The sequence below is a fragment of the Microbacterium sp. NPDC080005 genome (assembly GCF_040702445.1).
In the GTDB taxonomy this organism is placed as follows: Bacteria; Actinomycetota; Actinomycetes; order Actinomycetales; family Microbacteriaceae; genus Microbacterium; species Microbacterium oleivorans_D.
In genome coordinates this window covers 439,351-459,704 of record NZ_JBFBLD010000002.1, presented here as the reverse complement: position 1 = coordinate 459,704, position 20,354 = coordinate 439,351, and the positions used below count along the sequence as shown (strand labels likewise).

The window sequence follows — 20,354 nt, the reverse complement described above, 5'->3', positions numbered from 1 at the left end:
GCATGAGTGCGCAGGGATCGGTGCGGGCGGTGGTCGGCGGCATCCGCGGGGCACTGCTGATCGGCGGTGTGCTGGCGGTCGTGGTCGGCATCCTGATCCTCGTCTGGCCGGGGAAGACGGCGATGGTCGTCGCGGGGATCATCGCCGCGTGGGCGGTCGCCGCGGGGGTCGTCAACATCGCGATCGGCCTGCTCTCGCGCACGGCGGGATCGTGGGCCCGCGTGGGTCATATCGCGCTCGGATCGATCTTCGTCATCGGGGGCGTGGTCGCCTTCACGAACCTGGGGCTCGCCGCCGAGACGCTCGCGACGTTCCTGGGGGCGCTGGTCGGCATCCTGTGGATCGTCGAGGGCGTCGTCGCGCTCACCACGTTGCGGGGGACGCGGTCCCGGGGCTGGACGATCGCGTTCGCCGTCCTGAGCCTGGTCGCCGGTGTCGTGATCCTCTTCGCCCCCATCTGGGGGGCGCTCGTGCTCTGGCTGTGGATGGGCGTCTCGCTCATCCTGCTCGGCGTGATCCAGATCGTCCGCGCTGCTCGGCTGCGCACGCGCTGAGCCCTCTGCTAGACAGGTCTGATGATCTGGGGGGATGCCGGTGCGATGCGCCCGCGCAGGGTGTGGACCGGTGTCGTGCTGACGGCGGTGGCGATGATCCTGGCGGGATGCGCCTCGACGGCGGGAGTCGCGAGCATCGCTCAGACGCCCGAGGTGAGCCCTTCGGTGACCCCCGAGGCGACGCCGGTGGTGGCGCCGGCTGCCGATGCGGTGCTCGGCGAGCAGACCGTGACCGGTGTCGGTCCGCGGTCCGAGGAGAAGATCGCGCTCACCGTGCCGGATGGCACACGCACGGTCCACGTGGATCTGACCTGTGCCGCCGAGTCCCGTTTCACCGCGGAGCTGGGTGACTCGATGATGCTGGGGCAGGCGCCGCTGTCGGGCGCGTGCGACGGGTCGCGGACCCTTGCGTGGCCGTGGATCGCGCAGTCCGCACCGGAGCTGTCGCTGTGGGTCGAGCCGGAGGTCGAGTGGGCCGCCGTCGTGACCTACTCGCCCGACGCATTCGCCCAGGACGAGGTGCTCGTCGAGGAGTGCGCGGCGTACTCGCAGATCCACAGCCAGGTGACGAACGCGGACGACGGGTACGGCTTCTACGCCGCCTTCGGCGCGGACGAGTGGAATGCACGCATGGATGCCGCAGCCCGAGCGGCGGAGGTGCTCGCCGCCTCGTCGCTGACCGTCCTGGCGGACGAGTTCGCCGCCGTGCGCACCGTGCTCGCGGAGCGCTCGCCGATCCCCGGCGGGATGACCGAGGTGCAGGAGTACTGGGAGACGCAGCGGCCGATCGCCGAGGCCTGCGCCTGGAACCACAGCGAGATCGTCGTCACCGCCGAGTTCGGAGGCTGACTCCTCAGCTCACGTGGTGGCGCCAGGAATGCTGCGGCCGGTATCCGAGCAGGCGCTGCGCCTTCGCGGTGGAGAAGAGCGAGTCGTGCACGCCGAGGTCGCCGCGCGTCTCGACATCCGGGAACACCTCGGCGACCAGCTCGTCGTTCGGTCGGCTCATGACGGTGTCGGCGGCCGCGATGAGGAAGTGATCGAACCCGGCGGGTGCGACCTCGAGCGCCCGCGCGATCGCCTGCGCGCCGTCGCGCGCGTCGATGTAGCTCCACAGGTTCCACTTGCGCAGGCGCGCGTCGGCGTCGAAGGACGGGAACTCCGCGTAGTCCTCGGGCACCATGACGTTCGAGAACCGCAACGCCGTGATGGATGCCTCCGGGTGCCAGCGCGTCAGCTCGATCGCCATCTGCTCCTCGAGGTGCTTGACGAGCGAGTAGACCGACTCGGGACGGGCCGGGTAGTCCTCGTCCACCGGGATGTAGGGCGGCGGCACGTCGAACGGGAGCCCCTGCACCGTCTCGCTCGAGGCGTAGACGATCTTCGTGATGCCGATGCGCAGAGCCGCCCAGAACACGTTGAAGGTGCTCGCCATGTTGTTGTGGAAGGTCGCCACGTCGGAGCGGATGCCGGGGGCCGGGATCGCGGCGAGGTGCACGAGCGCGTCGACGCCGTCGTGCTGGTCGCCGACGGCGGTGAGGGCGTCGACGACCTGGCCGTAGTCCGTCAGGTCGACCTGGACGAAACCGGGACCGCGCCGCCCGTGAACGTCGAAGCCGATGACCTCGTGACCCGCCGCCGCGAGTTCGCGGACGACGACCGTGCCGAGCTTGCCGGAGGACCCTGTGACGGCGATGCGCATCCCGCCAGCATGTCACGCAGCGGGGACACGAGGGCCGTCACCAGCCGTGGGTGTTGAGCCACTCCCGACGGTGGGCGGTCTCGGCATCCGTCTCCTGCGGATCCGACGTCTCGTGCGCGGTGAGCCTGCCGTCTCGCAGGGGGACGAAGCGATGGCAGACGGGGCACAGGGCGCGCCCGGAGGGCCAGCCGTCCGCGAGCGCTGCGGCGGGCTCGCCGGGTTCGCCGGAGCCGGGGCAATCGGCAGGGTCGGCTGCCGCATCCGTCCACATGATCGTGCGGTGGCGGTGCAGGCCCGGGTGGTCGAGCGGGCGGGTGCAGCGGCGGCCGGCGTTTCGGCTGCGGCAGAAGCGGACGGTCATCAGTTGATGATCTCGCCGCCGGATTCCTCGATGGCGGCGATCCGGCGCTTCCAGTCCGCGAGGGCCTCGGGTGCCAGACGCGGGAAGTCGGTGATCTCGCCGACGATGCGCAGCGGCTCGGTGCTGCGGTACGAGCGCGTGGGGTTGCCGGGGAACTTCTTGTCCGTGACGTTCGGGTCGTCCTCGAACGGCCCGGTGGGCTCGACGATGTACACCCGCGGTTCGGCGTCGCCCGCGGCGAGCTCGGCCGCGAGCCCGGCACCGTCCCGTGTCGCCGTGAAGTAGATGTGATTCATCACGAGCGTCGGCCGGTAGTTCGAACGGCGTCCCGCCGTGAGCAGATCGCCGATCTGCAGGTCGGCCTTCGTGCCGTGGAAGAAGGGCCCGGTCTCGTCCGCTGCGCTCACCGCGTCAGGCTAGCGCGCAGGGTCAGACGTCGGAACGGGGCATCGGCGCGAGGCGCGTGAGCTGCGTCACGTGGCGGGGCTCGAGCTCGGCGATCGAGGCGACGCCGAGGAGCTTCATGGTGCGCTCGATCTCGCTGCGGAGGATCTCGATCGTCTTGTCGACGCCCGCCCGGCCGCCGGCCATGAGGCCGTAGAGGTAGGCGCGGCCGATGAGCGTGAACTTCGCGCCGAGCGCCATCGCGGCGACGATGTCGGCGCCGTTCATGATGCCGGTGTCGACCATGACGGTCGCATCCTTGCCGACCTCGCGGACGACGGTGGGCAGCAGGTGGAAGGGGATGGGTGCCCGGTCGAGCTGGCGTCCACCGTGGTTCGACAGGATGATGCCGTCGACGCCGTGGTCGATGAGGCGCTTCGAGTCCTCGACGTTCTGCACGCCCTTGATGACGATCTTCCCGGGCCAGATCTCGCGGATGACCTTCAGGTCCTCGTAGCTGATCGTCGGGTCCATCGCCGCGTTGAGCAGGTCGCCGACGGTGCCGCCGGTCGCGGACAGCGACGCGAATTCGAGCTTCGGCGTCGTGAGGAAGTCGATCCACCACCAGGGCCGCGGGATCGCGTTGACGATCGTGCCGAGGGTCAGCTGCGGCGGGATCGAGAAGCCGTTGCGCTTGTCGCGCAGGCGCGCACCGGCCACCGGGGTGTCGACGGTGAACTGCAGGGTGTCGAAGCCGGCCTCGGCGGCGCGCTTGGCGAGACCGTACGAGATCTCCCGGTCGCGCATGACGTACAGCTGGAACCAGTTGCGGCCGTGCGGGTTGGCGGCCTTCACGCCCTCGATCGAGGTGGTGCCGAGGGTCGAGAGGGTGAACGGGATGCCGGCGGCCCCCGCCGCTCCGGCCCCGGCGACCTCGCCCTCGGTCTGCATGAGCCGGGTGAAGCCGGTCGGTGCGATGCCGAACGGGAGCGCGGACGGGCCCCCGAGGATCTCGACGGAGGTGTCGACCTCGGCGGCGGGGCGCAGCACGTCGGGGTGGAACTCGACGTCCTCGAACGCCTGACGGGCGCGGGCGAGCGAGGTCTCGCCCTCGGCGGCGCCGTCAGTGTAGTCGAACGCGGCCTTGGGGGTGCGGCGCTTCGCGATCTTCCGCAGGTCGGCGATCGTGTACGCGGCATCCAGTCGGCGCTTCGTGCCGTTGAGCTCGGGCTTCTTGAACTGCATGAGCTCGAGCAGCTCGACCGGCTTCGGGAATTGACGCTGCACCATGGGGACCATCTTCCTCTGGGGTGATTCGACGCGGACCGTGATTAACGGAGGAACGCGGCGGCGACGCCGGAGTCCACCGGGATGTGCAGACCGGTCGTGCGCGAGAGCTCGGGGCCGGTGAGGACGTACACCGCGTCGGCGACGTTCTCGGGGACGACCTCGCGCTTGAGGATGGTGCGGTTCGCGTAGAACTGACCGAGGTCCTCTTCCTTCACGCCGTACGTCGCGGCGCGGTTGGCGCCCCAGCCGGCGGCGAAGATGCCCGAGCCCCGCACGACGCCGTCCGGGTTGATGCCGTTCACGCGTACGCCGTGCTCGCCGAGCTCGACGGCCAGCAGACGCACCTGATGGGCCTGGTCGGCCTTGGTCGCCGAGTAGGCGATGTTGTTGGGCCCGGCGAAGACGGAATTCTTCGACGAGATGTAGATGACGTCGCCGCCCATCCGCTGCTCGATGAGTGCCTTCGCGGCGGCCTTGGCGACGAGGAACGAGCCCTTCGCCATGACGTCGTGCTGCAGATCCCAGTCCTTCTCGGTGGTCTCGAGCAGCGGTTTCGAGAGCGAGAGGCCGGCGTTGTTGACGACGAGGTCGATGCCGCCGAAGGCGAGGACGGTCGCGTCGATCGCGGCCTGCACCCCCTCGGCATCGGCCACGTTCGCGGCGACGCCGATCGCGACGTCGGTGCCGCCGAGCTCTGCTGCGGCGGCCTGCGCCTTCTCGAGGTCGAGGTCGGCGACGACGACGCACGCGCCCTCGGCGGCGAGCCGCGTGGCGATCGCCTTGCCGATGCCGGATGCCGCGCCGGTGACGAACGCGATGCGCCCCTGATGCGTCTTGGGCTTCGGCATCCGCTGCAGCTTCGCCTCTTCGAGGGCCCAGTACTCGATGCGGAACTTCTCCGCGTCCGAGATGGGGGAGTAGGTCGAGAGGGCCTCGGCGCCGCGCATGACGTTGATGGCGTTGACGTAGAACTCACCGGCGACGCGGGCGGTCTGCTTGTTCGCGCCGTAGCTGAACATGCCGACGCCCGGGACGAGGACGATGAGCGGGTCGGCGCCCCGGATCGCGGGGGAGTCCGTCGTCGCGTGCGCGTCGTAGTACGCCTGGTAGTCGGCGCGGTAGGCCTCGTGCAGCTCGCGGAGGCGCGCGATCGCGTCCTCGACGGACGCGGAGGCGGGCAGGTCGAGGATGAGCGGCTTGACCTTGGTGCGCAGGAAGTGGTCGGGGCAGCTCGTGCCGAGCTCCGCGAGAGCCGGGGCCTTCTCGGAGGCGAGGAAGTCGAGCACGACGGCGCTGTCGGTGAAGTGGCCGACCATGGGCCTGTCGGTCGAGGCGAGCCCGCGGACCGTGGGCGCGAGGGCGGCGGCCTTCGTGTGGCGCTCGGCGTCGGGGAGCGCTTCGAAGCCGGCGCGGACGCCGCCGAAGGGCTGCGCCGCACCGTGCTCGTCGATGTGGGCCTGCGCGGTCTCGATGATCCAGAGGCTGTTGCGCTCGGTCTCCTCGGAGGTGTCGCCCCAGGCGGTGATGCCGTGTCCGCCGAGGATGCAGCCGATCGCGTCGGGGTTCTCCGCCTTGATCGCGGCGATGTCGAGGCCGAGCTGGAAGCCGGGGCGGCGCCACGGCACCCAGGCGACCTTGTCGCCGAAGATCTCGCCGGTGAGCTTCTCGCCGTCGGCGGCGGTCGCGATGGCGATGCCGGCATCCGGATGCAGGTGGTCGACGTGCGCGGCATCCACCAGTCCGTGCATGGCGGTGTCGATGGAGGGAGCCGCGCCGCCCTTGCCGTGGAGGCAGTAGTCGAAGGCCGCGACCATCTCGTCCTCGCGCTCGACGCCGGGGTAGACGTCGACGAGGGCGCGCATGCGGTCGAGGCGGAGCACCGCCAGTCCTTCGGGCTTCAGCGTGCCGAGGTCGCCGCCCGAGCCCTTGACCCAGAGGAGCTCGACGGGCTCACCGGTGACCGGGTCGGTGTCGGTGCCCTTTGCGGAGGTGTTGCCGCCGGCGTAGTTGGTCACCTTCGGGTCGGAACCGAGGCGGTTGCTGCGCGCGATCAGGTCGGCGGCGGCCGTGGGTGTGGAAGACATCGACTCTCCTGCGAGGCTCAGACGTGAAAGATCTTGTGAAACCTTTCACAATCTAACACGGTTAGCGGATGTCGACCAGATCCCGGAACGGGGCGAGCCTCTCATCGGAGGGGTCGAGGTCGGTGACGAGGACATCGACATCGGTCCAGCGCAGGGCGCGCGCGACGGCCAGGCGCTCGAGCTTCGACGAGTCCGCGAGCACGACGGTCTCGTCGGCGTTGGCGGCGAGGACGCGCTTGACCTCGGCTTCCTCGAGCGTCGTCTCGCTCGTGCCGAACGACGGGTCGAGGGCGGCGGCGCTCGTGAAGAAGCGGTCGTAGTGGAAGCGTGCGGCGCTCTCGCACGCCTGCGCGCCGACGAAACTGCCAGTCCGCGGCTCGAGTCGCCCGCCGAGCAGGATCGCGTCGACGGCCGGTCGGGCCTGTGCGGTGCGGAGGTTGTCGTAGGAGTTGGTGACCACGAGCAGCTCGTGGCTCTCGTCGAGGGTGGAGAGGAGGGCGCCGACGGTGGAGGAGGCGTCCATGGCTGCGGCGCCGCCGTGGGGGAGCAGGTCGTGCGCCTTGCGGGCGATCTCGGCCTTCGCGCCGCCGCGGGCGGCGATCCGCTCGCTGAAGCCCTGCGGCACGATCGCCGCGACGGCGCCGCCCCGGACGCGCCGGGCCAGGCCGTCGCGGACGAGGTCGTCGAGGTCGCGGCGCACCGTCATGACCGAGACGCCGAGCGCGTCGGCGGCGGATTCGAGGCGGATGCTGCCGGACTCGGCCAGCATCTCGACGAGGCGCGACCGGCGTTGGGCGCTGAGGAGGGGCGGCATGCGATCAGGGTAGCCGGGCCGCCCCGGGTCGCCGTGGCGAGCTTAGGCTCGATGCGTGAGCGAGCGCCCGGCGGTCATGTGCCCCACCTGCGGCGATCCGCTGCGCTTCGAGATCCTCGATGACGAGCGGTTCACGGTCGCCTGGTCGTGCCTGAACTGCGGGCTGGTGCGGGTGACGGAGCCGCGGTGAGGTCAGCCCCGGCGCGCGGCGATTCGGGGTTTGGGTGCAGGCCACGTCGCCATCCAGACCTCCGACGGCCGACATCCCCGGATCGTCTGTTCGGATATGTTCCTGTTACGTGACCCGCGCGCGAGTTCGAAACCCGAAAGCAGCCACCGACCGACTTAGGCGACTCAAGCTGCAAAGGGACGCAGAACGCTGGGCGTCGTACTCCTTCCAGCGTGGTCACATGCTTTACGTCATTGGCGCCATGGCCTGGGGACTGATCATCGGTCTTGCCATAGCTTTCGTTACAGAAGCGCAGTCTCGAATGGAATTGGGCTCGACGCTTGCAGCTTGGTCCTCGGCGTACAAGGAGACTGGCGAAGCGCTTGACCCAGGACCAATGGATGTGACGCGACCGCCCGCTTCTCTTCAGGCGGTCGCCTTTTGGGGCTTTTTCATCGCGGCGATGGGCACGGCTCTCCGGGCGTATGCGCACAATCCAAATGCGCATCCTGACCGGGACCGAGCGTCTTTGCAGCGAACGGACCACGCGGGGAAGCTATTGGCTGTGTCCGCGATCAGCTTTGCCGTGGGCGGGGTTGCTCCTCCGGTAAAGAGTCCGATGGAGGCGCTGTCGGAGTTCCAGATAGTGGGTCCCCTCATATTTGCAGTCACGATGCTTGGTGTCGGCTTGACTCTGGCTCTGTTGAGAGAATCTCGTCGACGCTCCCTTCGCACTCTTCGCAGGCGAGTTATCGATGGCCGCGCGAACGTAGTCAGAAGGGCGCGAAGGAGGATTCGGGCTAGGCAGCGCGCGGCAAGACGCCGCAGACAGGAAAACTTCGCCTGACCGGGCCAACCAGGCCGTCTGGATGTGGTCAGAGCGCCCTCAATTCAAGCCCTCAATCGCTCTAGCCTCGGCGTACTCGAGGGGTGCGTTTGCCGCGGATGGTCGAAGTGATGCACCCACGAGTTTTGATTCGACGGTGGGTGCCTAAGACCCCCGCCACTCACAGAAGATCGCGCCGACCGCGCTGTCCGGGATCGGCACGGTGGTCCACGGCGACGACGTCGAAGCCCGCGGATTCGAGGATCCTCTGCAGGTCGCGGGTATTCCAGCGGTACGCCTGCACGACGGCGTGGTCGAACGCCTCCGTCGCGTCGGCGTCGAAGTAGCCGAGGAACAGCGAACCACCGGGCCGCAGCACGCGCGCGAACTCGGCGAGCGGCGCGGCGATCTGCCCTGGCGCGTGGAGGATCGTCGAGAACCAGGCCAGGATGCCGCCGATCGCGGCATCCGCTTCATCGATCGCCTCGATGCTCTAGACGTCGAACCGGATGCCCGGGTGGGTCCCGCGGGCGTTGTCGATGAACTCCGCTAGCAGATCGATCTCGCGGATCTCGGCGCCCCGCTCCGCCAGGTGCTGCGTCCAGTGACCCGGCCCGCAGCCCGCGTCGATGAGCCGACCGGATGCCGCGGCTCCCCACGTTTCGATGAGGTGGCGATCCGCGTGGTGCATCGCGCTCATCGATCCCAGCGCGTCCACGTACTCCGCGGCCTGGCGGGCGTAGGCGGCGGTCCTGCGGGTCACCCTGCGAGGTTATCGACCGCGTCGGATCTGTGTCAGGATGCGGCGGTATGAGCACCGGCCCCGACTGGACGATCCGCATCGCCGGCTCCGAGGCCCACCAGCTCACCGCGCACCAGCGGACACTCCTGGACCGGGTGGAGGCGGAACTGCCCGCGTCTCGTGGAGGGACGAACGACGTGTCGGAGCTCGAGGCGCGCGTGACGCCGATCGTCCGCGAACTCGTCCGATCAGGACTCACCGCCGAGCAGATCGCCGACCACAGCCGGCTCCGACCGGCGTTCGTGACGCGGATCGCCGGCGCCGACGCGTGAGACGGTCCCAGGGCGAAGATCACCCAGGTGCGTAATGCCACCCTCCTGCTCGCGGTCGGCGGCATCCGCATCCTCGTCGATCCCCTGCTCGGGGCGGAGGGCTCGCAGCCGGGCTCCGCGAGTTCGCGTCGCAATCCGCTGGTCGATCTTGTCGTTCCACTCGCGGACCTGATCGACCCCGATGTCGTCGTCGTGACGCACACGCACTCTGACCACTGGGATGCCGCGGCCGCAGCTCTCCCCCCGCGAGAGGTTCCCGCTCACGTCCAGCATGCGAAGACGCCGCGATGATCGCTGATGCCGGCTTCACGCAGGTGACGGTGCTCGATGCGCCGACGACGCTACGGGGTGTGACCTTCACCCGGATCGGTGGTCGTCACGGATCGGCGGAGACCGTGGCCGCCGCCGATCTCGGCGAGGTGATGGGAGTCGTCATCGCTCATGCCGACGAGCCCACCCTCTACGTCGCGGGCGACAAAATCTACCACCCGGCGGTCGTCACGGCGCTCGCCGAGCACACCCCCGACGTGGTCGTCCTGAACGCAGGCGAGGCGGTGCTGCCCGGCTTCGATCCGATCTTGATGGGGGAGGAGGACGTCGTTCGTGTGCACGAGCACGCGCCGTGCGCCCGCATCGTCGCCGTCCACATGGAGGCGCTGGACCACTGCACCGTCACGCGCGACGACGTCTGGGCCGTCGCGGCGGCTCACGGGCTCGGTGGAGCCGTCAGTGTTCCCGAGGACGGCGAGGCGCTGACCCTGTGACGGCGGCCGCGCGAGAGGCTCACGACGTCACGGCTTTTCAACTTCCGCATTGAGCATCGCCTCGATCAAGGACTGCTCCGCAAGCGTGTTGTCTGCCTTGTTGGCGACAATCCGAAGGCGGTCAATTACCACACCCCGTCGACTTTCCATCAGGTTGCGCAGGTGGTCATCCTGCACGTGATGCGGCACGGCCAGGAAGACTTGGGGATGGAGCAGTTCCTGCAGGTAGGTGGCCCAACGAGCAGGCTCGGGTTGGGCGAGCTTTGCTGCCCAATGCTGGCTTTGCGCGGCCGTGACTTGTCCGATGATCAGCCAGTGCCCCGCCTGCCTGTGATCCCTCCAGACAAACCCGCCAAGAGTGTCAACGCCGACATCCTTGGCGCGAGAACTTCGGGGGCGTGGGTCCTGCATCGGCCAAAGATCGAGGGCCTTTGCGCCGTTCTGGAGCGCCTCGACGAAGCCCGTCCCGCGATCGGTTGCGCCGATGTTGACCGAGGATAATCCGAGGTGTGCGAGCGTATTTGCAACTACGTCCTCCAGAATTGCCTCTGGGGAGACTGGTCCGGGGATTCCGAAAGCATGCACCACCGTGATCGCCAGCAGTGCCAGGTAGCGTGACTCCCCCCTCGCAAATGAGGAATCCTTCATCCTGACGCTTCGACCACTGATTTCGAACGGGTAGAGTTCCCTCAGCTGAGCACCTCGCTCAGCAATCATGGCGAACACTGCATCCGCCCAAGAGTCTGGATCGTCTTCCACGTCCTCTGGAAGGAGATATCGCCGGATAGGACGCCGAACCCATTCGTTGTCGACAATGAGGTCCTGTAAGGCAGCGGTGGTGACTCTGTGGCCCGCGAGAGCGGCCAACTCTAGGTAGTCGGCCAGTGCACTTACTCTGGCGTCTTGTCCGTAACGGTCGATGTCCGGTTCTATGAGAATCGGCGACCCGCCCGTCACTCGTCTTCCTCTGGTAAGGCGGCCTTTATCGCTCCAACAAGGGCGCGTGTGGAAGCAGAGAGTTCTTCGGCGGCGCGAACTTCTTCTTGGCGCACTGAGTATCGCTTGACGTCGAGAGTGAGAAGCTCGATGGTGCGCGTCATCTGCTGCAGCCGTGGGCCTAGCTCCCCCTGACGAGCGATCTCCACTGCCAGCGACAACGAGCCGAATTCGCGCATAGCCGATCTAGCAGGCTCATGAGCAAGCACATCGGAGTAATCGGTGACATCGCGTGAGTCGGCGAGTATTGGTCGACCAGTCTCCCTGGTAGGCGTGAGATCGGTCAACACTTCAAGTAGCTTCGTCGCGTCAGCTGAGTTGACCTGCTCCCGAACTTCCTCGTAACTAAGGGTCGGACGACCGCTCAAGCCGATGTAGGTTGTGACGTTCGCGGTGCCGAGCAGTCGCAGCCATACGCCGAACCGCTCCTGGGAGACGTATTGAACGATGTTCCGGTCGAGCCCGAGTTCATCTCGCGCGAAACGCAGCAGTCCGTACGCAATATAGGAGGATCGTACCCCCCGTGCATTACTGCCAACCTGCCGTCCGACATCGTAGAAGACGCCACGGGTTGATTGATTGGCAGAACGGTTCTCGACTTGCTGGAACAGCCAGCGGGCCTTCGCCTCAGCGTTCCATTTCTTCATCCCGCTGATGTGGCGGAAACCGAGGAATGACGCAACGTCCTCCATGTCATCCGCTTCCACCACGGGTAGTTCTGCGAGTCCCAAACTCTTCAGCTCCTCGGCTGACACAGCAGTGTCGTCGGAGAGTTCGATGCCGGCGCTTATCGCGGGAGGCAACTGGTGAAGAATTATGAGAGCCGCCAGGCGACGATTGCCCTCGACGACAACTCTTCTGGACCCCTCTGGGGGAAGTGTGATGAGTGGTTCGCTTTCGAAGTATCCGTTCGACAAGTATGAGTCGATAAGTTCATCGAGTACATCGTTGTCCCACAGATATTGCAGAATCTCAGCCTGCGTACCGCCCTGCAAATCCTCGGGAAGGCGGGGATTCTGGGGATCGAGGTCGAGGATTTCGACGGGTACTTCATGGTCAAGCCGGTGCACTTGCAATTGCTCCTTCGGTTACTGCGTGACCTCGGGGGCCCGCTCCCGCTCCAGGGTGTGCATCTTTCGACTGAACCTTGTCCTGCCAGTGTTTTGGCAGACGAGCGACGGGCGGCGCTGGGGGCGGTGCAGATCCTCGCCTTGCAGTTGCAAGACTCGGCGTCACATCGACCTCAGATAGGGGCCTCTCCGGGCTCTCAAGCAGTGAGCGGACGACCTTACCCATGGCTTCGGCCAGGGGGGGCGGGGTCGCGTTTCCGGCAAGTCGGACGTTCGCCCGAATGTTCGGCGTAAGTTCCCAACCCGCAGGGAACCCTTGGAGAAGCAGGCGCTCAGAAGGGGCGAGATGCCGATTGTCCCAGTGAAATGGGCCTGTCGAGGGCCCTGGGCTCGCGGGGAGTGTCCACGCTGGCCGATCCTTCGCTAGCTTCAATAGGAACGACCAGTAGCGGGTTCGGTAGCCGAAAAGCTCGACATCCCTGCCGCCGCCTCGAGATGTGAGGTACTGGTAGTTGCTGCCCTCCGGGATACTCGGCAGCAGCTCTGCGTACTTCCCGGTAAGCGGGGGAAGATCGGTGGGCTTGCTGTCCCCGAGGGCGTCCCAAGCAGTGCGGTGATCGGCGGAGTGGGACGTCGGCAGCACTCCCGGTAAGACGGCTGGATCCCGGAGCGCGAGAACGATCGCACGCTGACGATGTTGGGGAACGCCGTAGTCGGCCGCATCGACGATCCACGACCGGAGCGAGTACGCCGTGCCGTGCATTGCATTTATCTCGTCAAATCGCTGCTGAATGATGGGGGCGGCATTATTGCGGCCCGCGAGGAAGCCGGACACGTTCTCCATCAGAACGGCGCGAGGGAGAAACCGCTCCACGAGGTCCATCATTCCGTCGACGGTTCGCCCGCGCGCATCAGTCACGCCACGCTTCGGCGCGGCCCACTGAGCGGCCTTGCTGAACGGTTGGCAAGGCGGCCCCCCAGCAATGAGCGATAGCTCGCCAGGTTCGAGTCCAAGCGCTGATGGGAGGAGGGAAGTGCCGGCGGCGACGACATCGCCAGGCTCGAGCTGTGCCCACGCAGGGCGATTCTTGCGCATGGACGAGAGGGCGTCGGCATCGATCTCGAGCGCTCCTGCGTGGTCGAAGCCTGCTGCTTCCAACCCCAGATCGAGCCCGCCAATGCCGCTGAAGCATGACAAGGTGGTGAGCGGCACGAGGCCTCCGTTCGTTACTGTCGAGCTCAGCGGGTCGGACCCATTCTGTCAAGTTGGCGCGCGGTCGAGGACGGAATGGATCAACGGCATTATCTACGGCGATGAGAACGCCGTGGGGAGAAGCGTGCGCACCGCGGTAGGCGAGCGCTCAGCGAAGCGACGTCCGCATGTGCAGGGCTGCACGATGTCGCCGGCCAGCCGGCCAGCCGGCCGGCCGGCCGTCAGGTCACCTTTAAATCGAGTGTGATTCCCAACCATCACTCCGTGAAGTATCTGACTGACGCCGAGGTGATGACAATTGGTCGTCGCTTCGCGATTGGAGACATCGCTGCCATCGACTTCGGAGCCACCGATCCGCTCAGACCAAACGCGCTCGCGAGTGCCGATTCTCGGTTAGGCAAGTCGGATGGCGTTGCAAGAACGCGTCCACCTCTTCCGGTTATTTGGTGGGCGGTGCATCCAGGGCAAAGCAAAACCCCCGCCATGTAGAAGCTAGGCGAGGGTTTCTGGGACCGTTGTAACGACGGTCCGTGTGGCTCCGACGGGCGTCGATCCCGTGACCTCACGATTTTCAGTCGTGCGCTCTACCAACTGAGCTACAGAGCCGCATGGCTGCAGGAGAGCCATGTCCTAGACGAAGAGCCCTCTGAAAACAAAGGGCTCGTCGCTCGGAGCGACCCTGACGGGACTTGAACCCGCGACCTCCGCCGTGACAGGGCGGCACGCTAACCAACTGCGCTACAGGGCCATGCTTATTAAATTGTGGGAGTGACCCCAACGGGATTCGAACCCGTGCTACCGCCGTGAAAGGGCGGCGTCCTAGGCCGCTAAACGATGGGGCCGAGCGAACCCGGGGGCTCACGCTTACCGAGGGTCAAGCATATGCGATCCCCGACGAATGTGCGAATCGAGGGCGCGCCGACATCCTCCGCCGCGAGAACAGGGGCAGGATGGCGGCGGCCGTCCGCACATTTTTCTGTGACGAATGTGAACAGTGTTGCTACTGTGATGGGCGGATCAGCACGCCATCTGGCCGAGGGAAGGGTGTGTGCAGTGACCGATCTTTCCGAGGCGTCGGACGTCGATTGCGGCTGCGCGCCCACGGCAGAAGAGGCGCGCACGTTCTCGTCGCGCATCAGCCGGCGCAACGTCCTCGGACTCGGTGCGCTCGGTGTCGCCGCGGCATCCACCGGTCTCGGCTTCGCCCTCCCCGCCTTCGCCGCCGTCTCGTACCCCAGCTGGGACGACGTCGAGAAGGCGCGCAGCAACGAGGCCGCCAAGGGCTCCGAGATCACCCGCATCCAGAACCTCATCTCGTCTCTCGAGAACGACGTCGCGGCCAAGCAGGCCGAGGCTGAGCGGCTCGGCGTCGAGTACCAGGACGCCCTCATCGCCTTCGAGGACGCCGCGGCCCGCGCAGACGCGCTGCAGGCCAAGGCCGACGCCGAAGAGGCCCGCGCGAAGGAGTCCGCGGCGAAGCTCGGGGTCCTCGCCGCCCAGCAGTACCGGTCGGGCAATGGTGACCGCACCCTCGAGCTCTTCTTCTCGGACTCCTCGGCCAGTGCCGACGATCTGCTCGGACGCCTCGGCACGATGGACCGCCTCGTCGACGCCAACCGCGACGTGTACGCCGAGGCCGTCGGTGCCCGCGACAGTGCGAAGAGCCTTGCGGCGCAGGCCCAGGTCGCCCGCGACGAGCGCGACAAGCGCAAGGTCGAAGCCGAGCATAAGATGCAGGCCGCGCAGGATGCCGCGCAGGCCGCGCAGGCTGCCCTCGCCGCCCAGAACGAGCACCGCGAGGTGCTCGAGGCGCAGCTCGACGCACTCCGCGACACCACCGCGAAGACCGTCGCCGGTTACAAGGCCGGCGTGGAGGCTGAGCGCAAGCGTCGCGAGGAAGCCGCCCGCAAGGCTCGGGAAGAGGCTGCCCGGAAGGCCCGCGAAGAAGAAGCGCGGCGCCTCGCCGAGGAGAAGCGTCGCCGGGAAGAAGCAGCGGCCGCCGCGGCCAACAAGCCCAAGCCCAGCACGGGTGGATCCTCCGGCGGCGGCTCGTCCGGCGGCGGAAGCAGCAGCGGTGGCAGTGGCGGAGTCGTCCAGTCCTCCGGGTGGGTGCGCCCCGCGCACGGCTGGATCAGCTCCTGGTTCGGCACCCGCGGCAGCATCTGCTCCTCGGGTGGATGCACGGCCAGTGGTCACCGCGGCATCGATTTCGCCAGCTCCTGCGGTTCGCCGATCTACGCCGCGGCATCCGGCACCGTCGTCTTCGCCGGTTACAGCGGCGCTTGGGGCAACTACATCCAGGTCCGCCACAGCGACGGTACCGTCACCGGCTACGCGCACATCATCAACGGTGGATACAACGTCGGCTACGGTGATCGCGTCCGCGCCGGCCAGACGATCGCCTACATCGGCAGCACCGGGGCCTCCACCGGCTGCCACCTGCATTTCGAGGTCTACCGCGGCGGCGTCCGCGTCGACCCCGCGCCCTTCCTGCGCGCCCGCGGCATCAGCGTCTGACGCCGCTCGCCCGGAAACGACAGAGGGTCGGATGCCGCGCGGCATCCGACCCTCTTCTGTTCACGTCAGAGCGTGTTGGGGGACTCGCCCTCACCCTGCGTGCGGGTCTCGCCCTCGTGCTGCTCGAAGCGCTCGAACGCCTCGGCGACGAGGCGCTCGGCCTCGGCGGCGTTCGCCCACTCGTCGACCTTGACCCACTTGCCGGGCTCGAGGTCCTTGTAGCGCTCGAAGAAGTGGCCGATCTCGCCCTTGGTCCACTCGTCGATGTCGTCGACGTCCTGGATGTGCGCCCACCGCGGGTCCTTCGCGAGGACCGCGACGACCTTGTCGTCGCCGCCGGCCTCGTCGCTCATCTTCAGGACCGCGACGGGGCGGACCTTGGCCAGCACACCCGGGAAGATCTCGCGGTCGAGGAGGACCAGGACATCGAGCGGGTCGCCGTCCTCGCCGAGCGTGTTCTCGAAGAACCCGTAGTTCGACGGGTACCCCATGGGGGTGAAGAGAACGCGGTCGAGGAAGACGCGGCCCGTGCCGTGGTCGACCTCGTACTTCACGCGGCTGCCGCGCGGGATCTCGATGACGGCGTCGTACGCGCCCATGCCTGTGCTCCTTTGAAAGTCCGGTGGGATGCGCCGACCAGCCTACTGGCGCGGCTGCGTGTGCCGAACTCCGGACCGAGCGCCTCGGCGACGGGTGTCGACCGGTCCTCGCTGCGGGTTCTCCGGTGTCCGGTTCGGCCGCCGCGTTCCGTACTCAGTCCCGACGGGGGTGACGGGCGACCGCTGGGCGCGAGAACTCGCGAAAGGGCCGTCTTGCGCCGTCCGCCGAGACTGAATACGGATCGCCGGGCGGGATAGCGTGGCCTCGTGCCGTCCCTGAACCCCGCCGTCGCCGAGGTCCGTCGCGCCGTCCGCGCCGCCCTGGCCGGGCTTCCCGAGGGTGACATCGTCATCGTCGGGCTGTCGGGCGGAGCGGATTCGCTCGCCCTGGCCGCCGCGGTCGGCTTCGAGGCGCCGAAGGCCGGACTACGTGCGGCATCCGTCACGGTCGACCACGGGCTGCAGGCGGACTCCGCCGAGGTCGCCGCATCCGCCGCCCGCGCCGCCGCGGGCCTCGGACTCGACCCCCTGATCGTGCGGGTCGAGGTCGGCACCGACGGCGGGCCCGAGGCCGCCGCGCGCGACGCGCGCTACCGGGTGCTGCGGGATGCCGCGCGCGACGTCCGCGCCGCCGCCGTCCTCGTGGCGCACACGCTCGACGACCAGGCCGAGACGGTGCTCCTCGGCCTCGCGCGAGGATCGGGTGCGAGCAGCCTGCAGGGGATGGCCGCGGCATCCGATCTCGACGGCGTCCCGCTGCTCCGCCCGCTGCTGGACGTCGGCCGCAGCACGACGCGCGCCGCGTGCGCCGCGCAGGGTCTCGAACCGTGGGACGACCCGCACAACATCGACCCGCTCTACACCCGCGTGCGCGTGCGCGAGCGCGTGCTGCCGGTGCTCGAGGCCGAGCTCGGTCCCGGCATCGCCGAAGCCCTCGCCCGCACGGCCGCGCAGCTGCGGGAGGACGCGGACGCCTTCGACGAGATGATCGACGAGACAATCGAGGACATCGTCGAGCATGCCGAGGCCGGCATCGCGGTGTCGGTCGCCGCGCTCGCGGCGAACCCCCCGGCGCTGCGTCACCGCATCATCCGGCACGTCGTCGCGAGCGAGTTCCACACCTCGCTCACGCGCACGCAGACCCTCGAGGTGGCGCGGCTGGTCACGGAGTGGTCGGGGCAGGGACCCATCGACCTGCCCGGATGCCGCGCCCGGCGCACCGGTCGGGTGATCGAGTTCACGGGAGCGGACGCCGGGGCCGGCGCCGCCCGATTCCCGGCATCCGACCCCGAACTTTAGACTTCTGCAATGCGCGCAGCCGAGATCGCCGACCAGCTCACCGATGTCCTCGTCACCGAGGAGGAGATCCAGGCCAAGCTCGAAGAGCTCGCGCGCCGCGTCGAGGCCGACTACGAGGGCAAGGACCTGCTGCTCGTCGGCGTCCTGAAGGGCGCCGTCATGGTGATGGCGGACTTCGCGCGGTCGCTCAAGCGCCCGATCGAGATGGACTGGATGGCGGTCTCCTCGTACGGCGCCGGGACGAAGTCGAGCGGTGTCGTGCAGATCCGGAAGGACCTCGACACCGACATCTCGGGCAAGCACGTGCTCATCGTCGAGGACATCATCGACTCGGGGCTGACGCTCAGCTGGCTGCTGGAGAACTTCGCGTCGCGCGGCGCGGCGTCCATCGAGGTGCTCGCACTGCTTCGCAAGCCCGAGGCGGCGAAGGTCGAGATCGACTGCCGCTACGTCGGTTTCGACATCCCGGTCGAGTTCGTCGTCGGCTACGGTCTGGACTTCGCGGAGAAGTACCGGAACCTGCGCGATGTGGCGGTCCTCGCGCCCCACGTCTACGCGTGATTCCGCGCGGTACGCCCAAAACGAACGCACAGACCTCGCATAGCGCGGCAGGGGTAGCCTGAACGCACCATGAACGTCAAGAAGCTCTCCCGCAACCCGTTCGTCTACGTGGTGCTCATCGGCGTGCTCTTGATCGTCGGTATGACCCTCATCACCAACCTGACGGGTGCCCGCAGCATCACGACGCAGGAGGGGCTGAAGCTCCTCGGCGGCGACACCGTGACGCAGGCGACCCTCACCGACGGCGACCAGCGCGTCGACCTCACCCTCAGCGAGCCGTTCGAGGGTGCGACGAACGTGCAGTTCTACTACGTCACCGAGCGCGCCGACGCGGTCGTGCAGGCCGTCGACAACGCCGCGCCGAAGGACGGCTACAACGACGTCGTGCCGCAGACGAGCTGGTTCGGCAGCCTCATCTCGATCCTCCTCCCCATCCTCATCCTCGGTCTGCTCTTCTGGTGGCTGCTCTCCAGCGCCCAGGGCGGCGGTAGCAAGGTCATGCAGTTCGGCAAGTCCCGGGCGAAGCTCGTGACCAAGGAGACCCCGACGGTCACCTTCGCCGACGTCGCCGGTTCGGATGAGGCGATCGAGGAGATGCAGGAGATCAAGGACTTCCTGAAGGACCCTGCCAAGTTCCAGGCGGTCGGTGCCCGCATCCCGAAGGGCGTGCTGCTCTACGGCCCTCCCGGAACCGGCAAGACCCTCCTCGCACGCGCCGTCGCCGGTGAGGCGGGCGTCCCGTTCTACTCCATCTCGGGTTCCGACTTCGTCGAGATGTTCGTGGGTGTCGGCGCCAGTCGTGTTCGCGACCTCTTCAAGGAGGCCAAGGAGAACGCTCCCGCCATCATCTTCATCGATGAGATCGACGCCGTCGGCCGCCACCGCGGCGCCGGCATGGGCGGCGGTCACGACGAGCGCGAGCAGACGCTCAACCAGATGCTCGTCGAGATGGACGGCTTCGACCCCAAGGTGTCCGTGCTCGTCATCGCCGCGACGAACCGTCCCGACATCCTCGACCCGGCACTCCTCCGCCCCGGTCGCTTCGACCGTCAGATCGGCGTCGACGCGCCCGACCTGAAGGGCCGTCAGCGGATCCTCGAGGTGCACGGACGCGGCAAGCCGCTGTCGCCCTCGGTCGACCTCGCCGTCATCGCCCGCAAGACGCCCGGCTTCACCGGCGCCGACCTGGCCAACGTCCTCAATGAGGCGGCCCTGCTGACCGCCCGCTCGAACGCGCAGCTGATCGACATGCGCGCGCTCGACGAGGCGATCGACCGCGTCATCGCCGGTCCGCAGCGCCGCACGCGCGTCATGAAGGACAAGGAGAAGCTCATCACGGCCTACCACGAGGGCGGCCACGCCCTCGCCGCTGCCGCGATGAACAACACCGACCCGGTCACGAAGGTGACGATCCTGCCGCGCGGCAAGGCCCTGGGCTACACGATGGTGCTGCCGCTCGACGACAAGTACTCCGTGACGCGCAATGAACTGCAGGACCAGCTCACGTACGCCATGGGCGGCCGCGTCGCCGAGGAGATCGTCTTCCACGACCCGACCACCGGTGCCTCGAACGACATCGAGAAGGCCACCGGTATCGCCCGCAAGATGGTCACCGAATACGGCATGACCACCGACGTCGGACCGGTCAAGCTCGGCTCGTCCTCGGGCGAGGTCTTCATGGGACGCGACATGGGTCACGGCCGCGACTTCAGCGAGCGGATCGCCGAGCGCGTCGACGCGCAGGTGCGCGGGCTGATCGAGCAGGCCCACAACGAGGCCTACCAGGTGATCAACGAGAACCGCGAGATCCTCGACCGCCTCGCCCTCGCGCTCCTCGAGAAGGAGACCCTCGACCACATCGAGCTCGCCGAGATCTTCAAGGACGTGAAGAAGCTGCCGCCGCGTCCGCAGTGGCTCTCGAGCAGCGAGCGTCCCGTCTCGACGCTGCCTCCCGTCGAGGTGCCGCGTCGCGCCGAGGCTCCGGTCGCGGCGAACACCGAGGCCTCCCAGGCGGCCGCCGAGTCCTCCCCCGCGCGGCACGCGACGGGGCAGGCTCGACCCGCGACGGCCTGAGGCT

22 protein-coding genes and 3 tRNA genes are annotated in these 20,354 nt (G+C 67.9%); 10 read left to right on the top strand and 15 right to left on the bottom strand.

Annotated features, from left to right (window positions below; genetic code table 11):
- Nucleotides 1-2: 2 nt before the first annotated feature.
- Both AB0259_RS09080 and AB0259_RS09075 read left to right on the top strand, forming a co-directional pair.
- On the top strand, nucleotides 3-554 hold the full coding sequence (locus tag AB0259_RS09080; protein ID WP_366222161.1) for a DUF308 domain-containing protein: 552 nt from the start codon (nucleotides 3-5) through the stop codon (nucleotides 552-554).
- Nucleotides 555-575: 21 nt separating this feature from the next.
- Nucleotides 576-1,403: a hypothetical protein gene (locus tag AB0259_RS09075; protein ID WP_366222163.1), complete on the top strand. Its 828-nt coding sequence runs from the start codon at nucleotides 576-578 to the stop codon at nucleotides 1,401-1,403.
- 4 nt (nucleotides 1,404-1,407) lie between these two features.
- Here the strand turns inward: AB0259_RS09075 and AB0259_RS09070 are convergent, their stop codons facing one another.
- The 6 genes from AB0259_RS09070 to AB0259_RS09045 all read right to left on the bottom strand — a co-directional run bounded on the left by AB0259_RS09070 (nucleotide 1,408) and on the right by AB0259_RS09045 (nucleotide 7,189).
- A complete protein-coding gene (locus tag AB0259_RS09070; protein ID WP_366222165.1) occupies nucleotides 1,408-2,256 on the bottom strand; it encodes an NAD(P)-dependent oxidoreductase in 849 nt (282 codons plus the stop codon).
- Between the two features lie 37 nt (nucleotides 2,257-2,293).
- On the bottom strand, nucleotides 2,294-2,617 hold the full coding sequence (locus AB0259_RS09065) for a hypothetical protein (protein WP_366222167.1): 324 nt from the start codon (nucleotides 2,615-2,617) through the stop codon (nucleotides 2,294-2,296).
- A complete protein-coding gene (gene arr / locus AB0259_RS09060) occupies nucleotides 2,617-3,024 on the bottom strand; it encodes an NAD(+)--rifampin ADP-ribosyltransferase (protein ID WP_366222169.1) in 408 nt (135 codons plus the stop codon). The genes AB0259_RS09065 and arr overlap by 1 nt, the downstream gene beginning before the upstream one ends.
- Nucleotides 3,025-3,046: 22 nt before the next feature.
- Nucleotides 3,047-4,291 (bottom strand): alpha-hydroxy acid oxidase, encoded by a 1,245-nt coding sequence (locus AB0259_RS09055; RefSeq protein WP_251577828.1) that lies wholly within the window; start codon nucleotides 4,289-4,291, stop codon nucleotides 3,047-3,049.
- A gap of 41 nt (nucleotides 4,292-4,332) precedes the next feature.
- Nucleotides 4,333-6,375, bottom strand: coding sequence for a bifunctional aldolase/short-chain dehydrogenase (locus AB0259_RS09050; RefSeq protein ID WP_366222171.1), 2,043 nt, complete (start codon nucleotides 6,373-6,375; stop codon nucleotides 4,333-4,335).
- Between the two features lie 61 nt (nucleotides 6,376-6,436).
- Complete coding sequence (locus AB0259_RS09045) at nucleotides 6,437-7,189, bottom strand: DeoR/GlpR family DNA-binding transcription regulator (RefSeq protein WP_251577832.1); 753 nt, start codon at nucleotides 7,187-7,189, stop codon at nucleotides 6,437-6,439.
- Between the two features lie 55 nt (nucleotides 7,190-7,244).
- On the opposite strand from AB0259_RS09045, the gene AB0259_RS09040 reads away from it, so the two are divergent.
- Entirely contained in the window at nucleotides 7,245-7,379 is a 135-nt protein-coding gene (locus tag AB0259_RS09040; RefSeq protein WP_262981985.1) for a hypothetical protein, read from the top strand.
- Nucleotides 7,380-8,365: 986 nt separating this feature from the next.
- Here AB0259_RS09040 and AB0259_RS09035 read toward each other — a convergent pair.
- Nucleotides 8,366-8,563 carry a hypothetical protein gene (locus AB0259_RS09035; RefSeq protein WP_366222174.1) on the bottom strand — a complete coding sequence of 66 codons (198 nt, stop codon included), beginning with the start codon at nucleotides 8,561-8,563 and terminating at the stop codon, nucleotides 8,366-8,368.
- Nucleotides 8,564-8,677: 114 nt separating this feature from the next.
- Nucleotides 8,678-8,947, bottom strand: coding sequence for a methyltransferase domain-containing protein (locus AB0259_RS09030; protein ID WP_366222176.1), 270 nt, complete (start codon nucleotides 8,945-8,947; stop codon nucleotides 8,678-8,680).
- A gap of 47 nt (nucleotides 8,948-8,994) precedes the next feature.
- Between AB0259_RS09030 and AB0259_RS09025 the strand changes: the two genes are divergently transcribed.
- Genes AB0259_RS09025 through AB0259_RS09015 form a run of 3 tightly spaced genes read left to right on the top strand, consistent with a single transcriptional unit; the run spans nucleotide 8,995 to nucleotide 10,022 of the window.
- Complete coding sequence (locus AB0259_RS09025; RefSeq protein ID WP_366222178.1) at nucleotides 8,995-9,258, top strand: hypothetical protein; 264 nt, start codon at nucleotides 8,995-8,997, stop codon at nucleotides 9,256-9,258.
- A gap of 27 nt (nucleotides 9,259-9,285) precedes the next feature.
- The gene (locus tag AB0259_RS09020) at nucleotides 9,286-9,549 is read left to right on the top strand and encodes an MBL fold metallo-hydrolase (RefSeq protein ID WP_366222180.1); all 264 of its coding nucleotides are present in this window, start codon (nucleotides 9,286-9,288) and stop codon (nucleotides 9,547-9,549) included.
- On the top strand, nucleotides 9,546-10,022 hold the full coding sequence (locus tag AB0259_RS09015) for a hypothetical protein (RefSeq protein WP_366222182.1): 477 nt from the start codon (nucleotides 9,546-9,548) through the stop codon (nucleotides 10,020-10,022). The genes AB0259_RS09020 and AB0259_RS09015 overlap by 4 nt, the downstream gene beginning before the upstream one ends.
- Nucleotides 10,023-10,049: 27 nt before the next feature.
- On the opposite strand, the gene AB0259_RS09010 is transcribed toward AB0259_RS09015, so the two are convergent.
- The 6 genes from AB0259_RS09010 to AB0259_RS08985 all read right to left on the bottom strand — a co-directional run bounded on the left by AB0259_RS09010 (nucleotide 10,050) and on the right by AB0259_RS08985 (nucleotide 14,143).
- Nucleotides 10,050-10,979 (bottom strand): hypothetical protein, encoded by a 930-nt coding sequence (locus AB0259_RS09010; RefSeq protein WP_366222183.1) that lies wholly within the window; start codon nucleotides 10,977-10,979, stop codon nucleotides 10,050-10,052.
- The gene (locus AB0259_RS09005) at nucleotides 10,976-12,088 is read right to left on the bottom strand and encodes a hypothetical protein (RefSeq protein ID WP_366222185.1); all 1,113 of its coding nucleotides are present in this window, start codon (nucleotides 12,086-12,088) and stop codon (nucleotides 10,976-10,978) included. The genes AB0259_RS09010 and AB0259_RS09005 overlap by 4 nt, the downstream gene beginning before the upstream one ends.
- Nucleotides 12,075-13,301, bottom strand: a complete 1,227-nt coding sequence (locus AB0259_RS09000; RefSeq protein ID WP_366222187.1) for a DNA cytosine methyltransferase — start codon at nucleotides 13,299-13,301, stop codon at nucleotides 12,075-12,077. Before AB0259_RS09000 ends, AB0259_RS09005 begins: the two co-directional genes overlap by 14 nt.
- Before the next feature lie 533 nt (nucleotides 13,302-13,834).
- A tRNA-Phe gene (locus AB0259_RS08995) sits at nucleotides 13,835-13,907 on the bottom strand.
- A gap of 68 nt (nucleotides 13,908-13,975) precedes the next feature.
- Nucleotides 13,976-14,049 (bottom strand) — tRNA-Asp (locus tag AB0259_RS08990).
- Nucleotides 14,050-14,070: 21 nt separating this feature from the next.
- Nucleotides 14,071-14,143 (bottom strand) — tRNA-Glu (locus tag AB0259_RS08985).
- Nucleotides 14,144-14,354: 211 nt separating this feature from the next.
- On the opposite strand from AB0259_RS08985, the gene AB0259_RS08980 reads away from it, so the two are divergent.
- Nucleotides 14,355-15,818, top strand: a complete 1,464-nt coding sequence (locus AB0259_RS08980; protein ID WP_366222189.1) for a M23 family metallopeptidase — start codon at nucleotides 14,355-14,357, stop codon at nucleotides 15,816-15,818.
- Nucleotides 15,819-15,883: 65 nt separating this feature from the next.
- Here AB0259_RS08980 and AB0259_RS08975 read toward each other — a convergent pair whose 3' ends face one another.
- Complete coding sequence (locus tag AB0259_RS08975; RefSeq protein ID WP_251577857.1) at nucleotides 15,884-16,417, bottom strand: inorganic diphosphatase; 534 nt, start codon at nucleotides 16,415-16,417, stop codon at nucleotides 15,884-15,886.
- Between the two features lie 267 nt (nucleotides 16,418-16,684).
- Between AB0259_RS08975 and tilS the strand changes: the two genes are divergently transcribed.
- The 3 genes from tilS to ftsH all read left to right on the top strand — a co-directional run bounded on the left by tilS (nucleotide 16,685) and on the right by ftsH (nucleotide 20,350).
- A complete protein-coding gene (gene tilS / locus AB0259_RS08970) occupies nucleotides 16,685-17,716 on the top strand; it encodes a tRNA lysidine(34) synthetase TilS (protein WP_366222191.1) in 1,032 nt (343 codons plus the stop codon).
- Between the two features lie 9 nt (nucleotides 17,717-17,725).
- Complete coding sequence (gene hpt / locus AB0259_RS08965) at nucleotides 17,726-18,277, top strand: hypoxanthine phosphoribosyltransferase (RefSeq protein WP_251577861.1); 552 nt, start codon at nucleotides 17,726-17,728, stop codon at nucleotides 18,275-18,277.
- Between the two features lie 69 nt (nucleotides 18,278-18,346).
- Nucleotides 18,347-20,350, top strand: a complete 2,004-nt coding sequence (gene ftsH, locus AB0259_RS08960) for an ATP-dependent zinc metalloprotease FtsH (RefSeq protein WP_366222193.1) — start codon at nucleotides 18,347-18,349, stop codon at nucleotides 20,348-20,350.
- Nucleotides 20,351-20,354 lie beyond the last annotated feature (4 nt).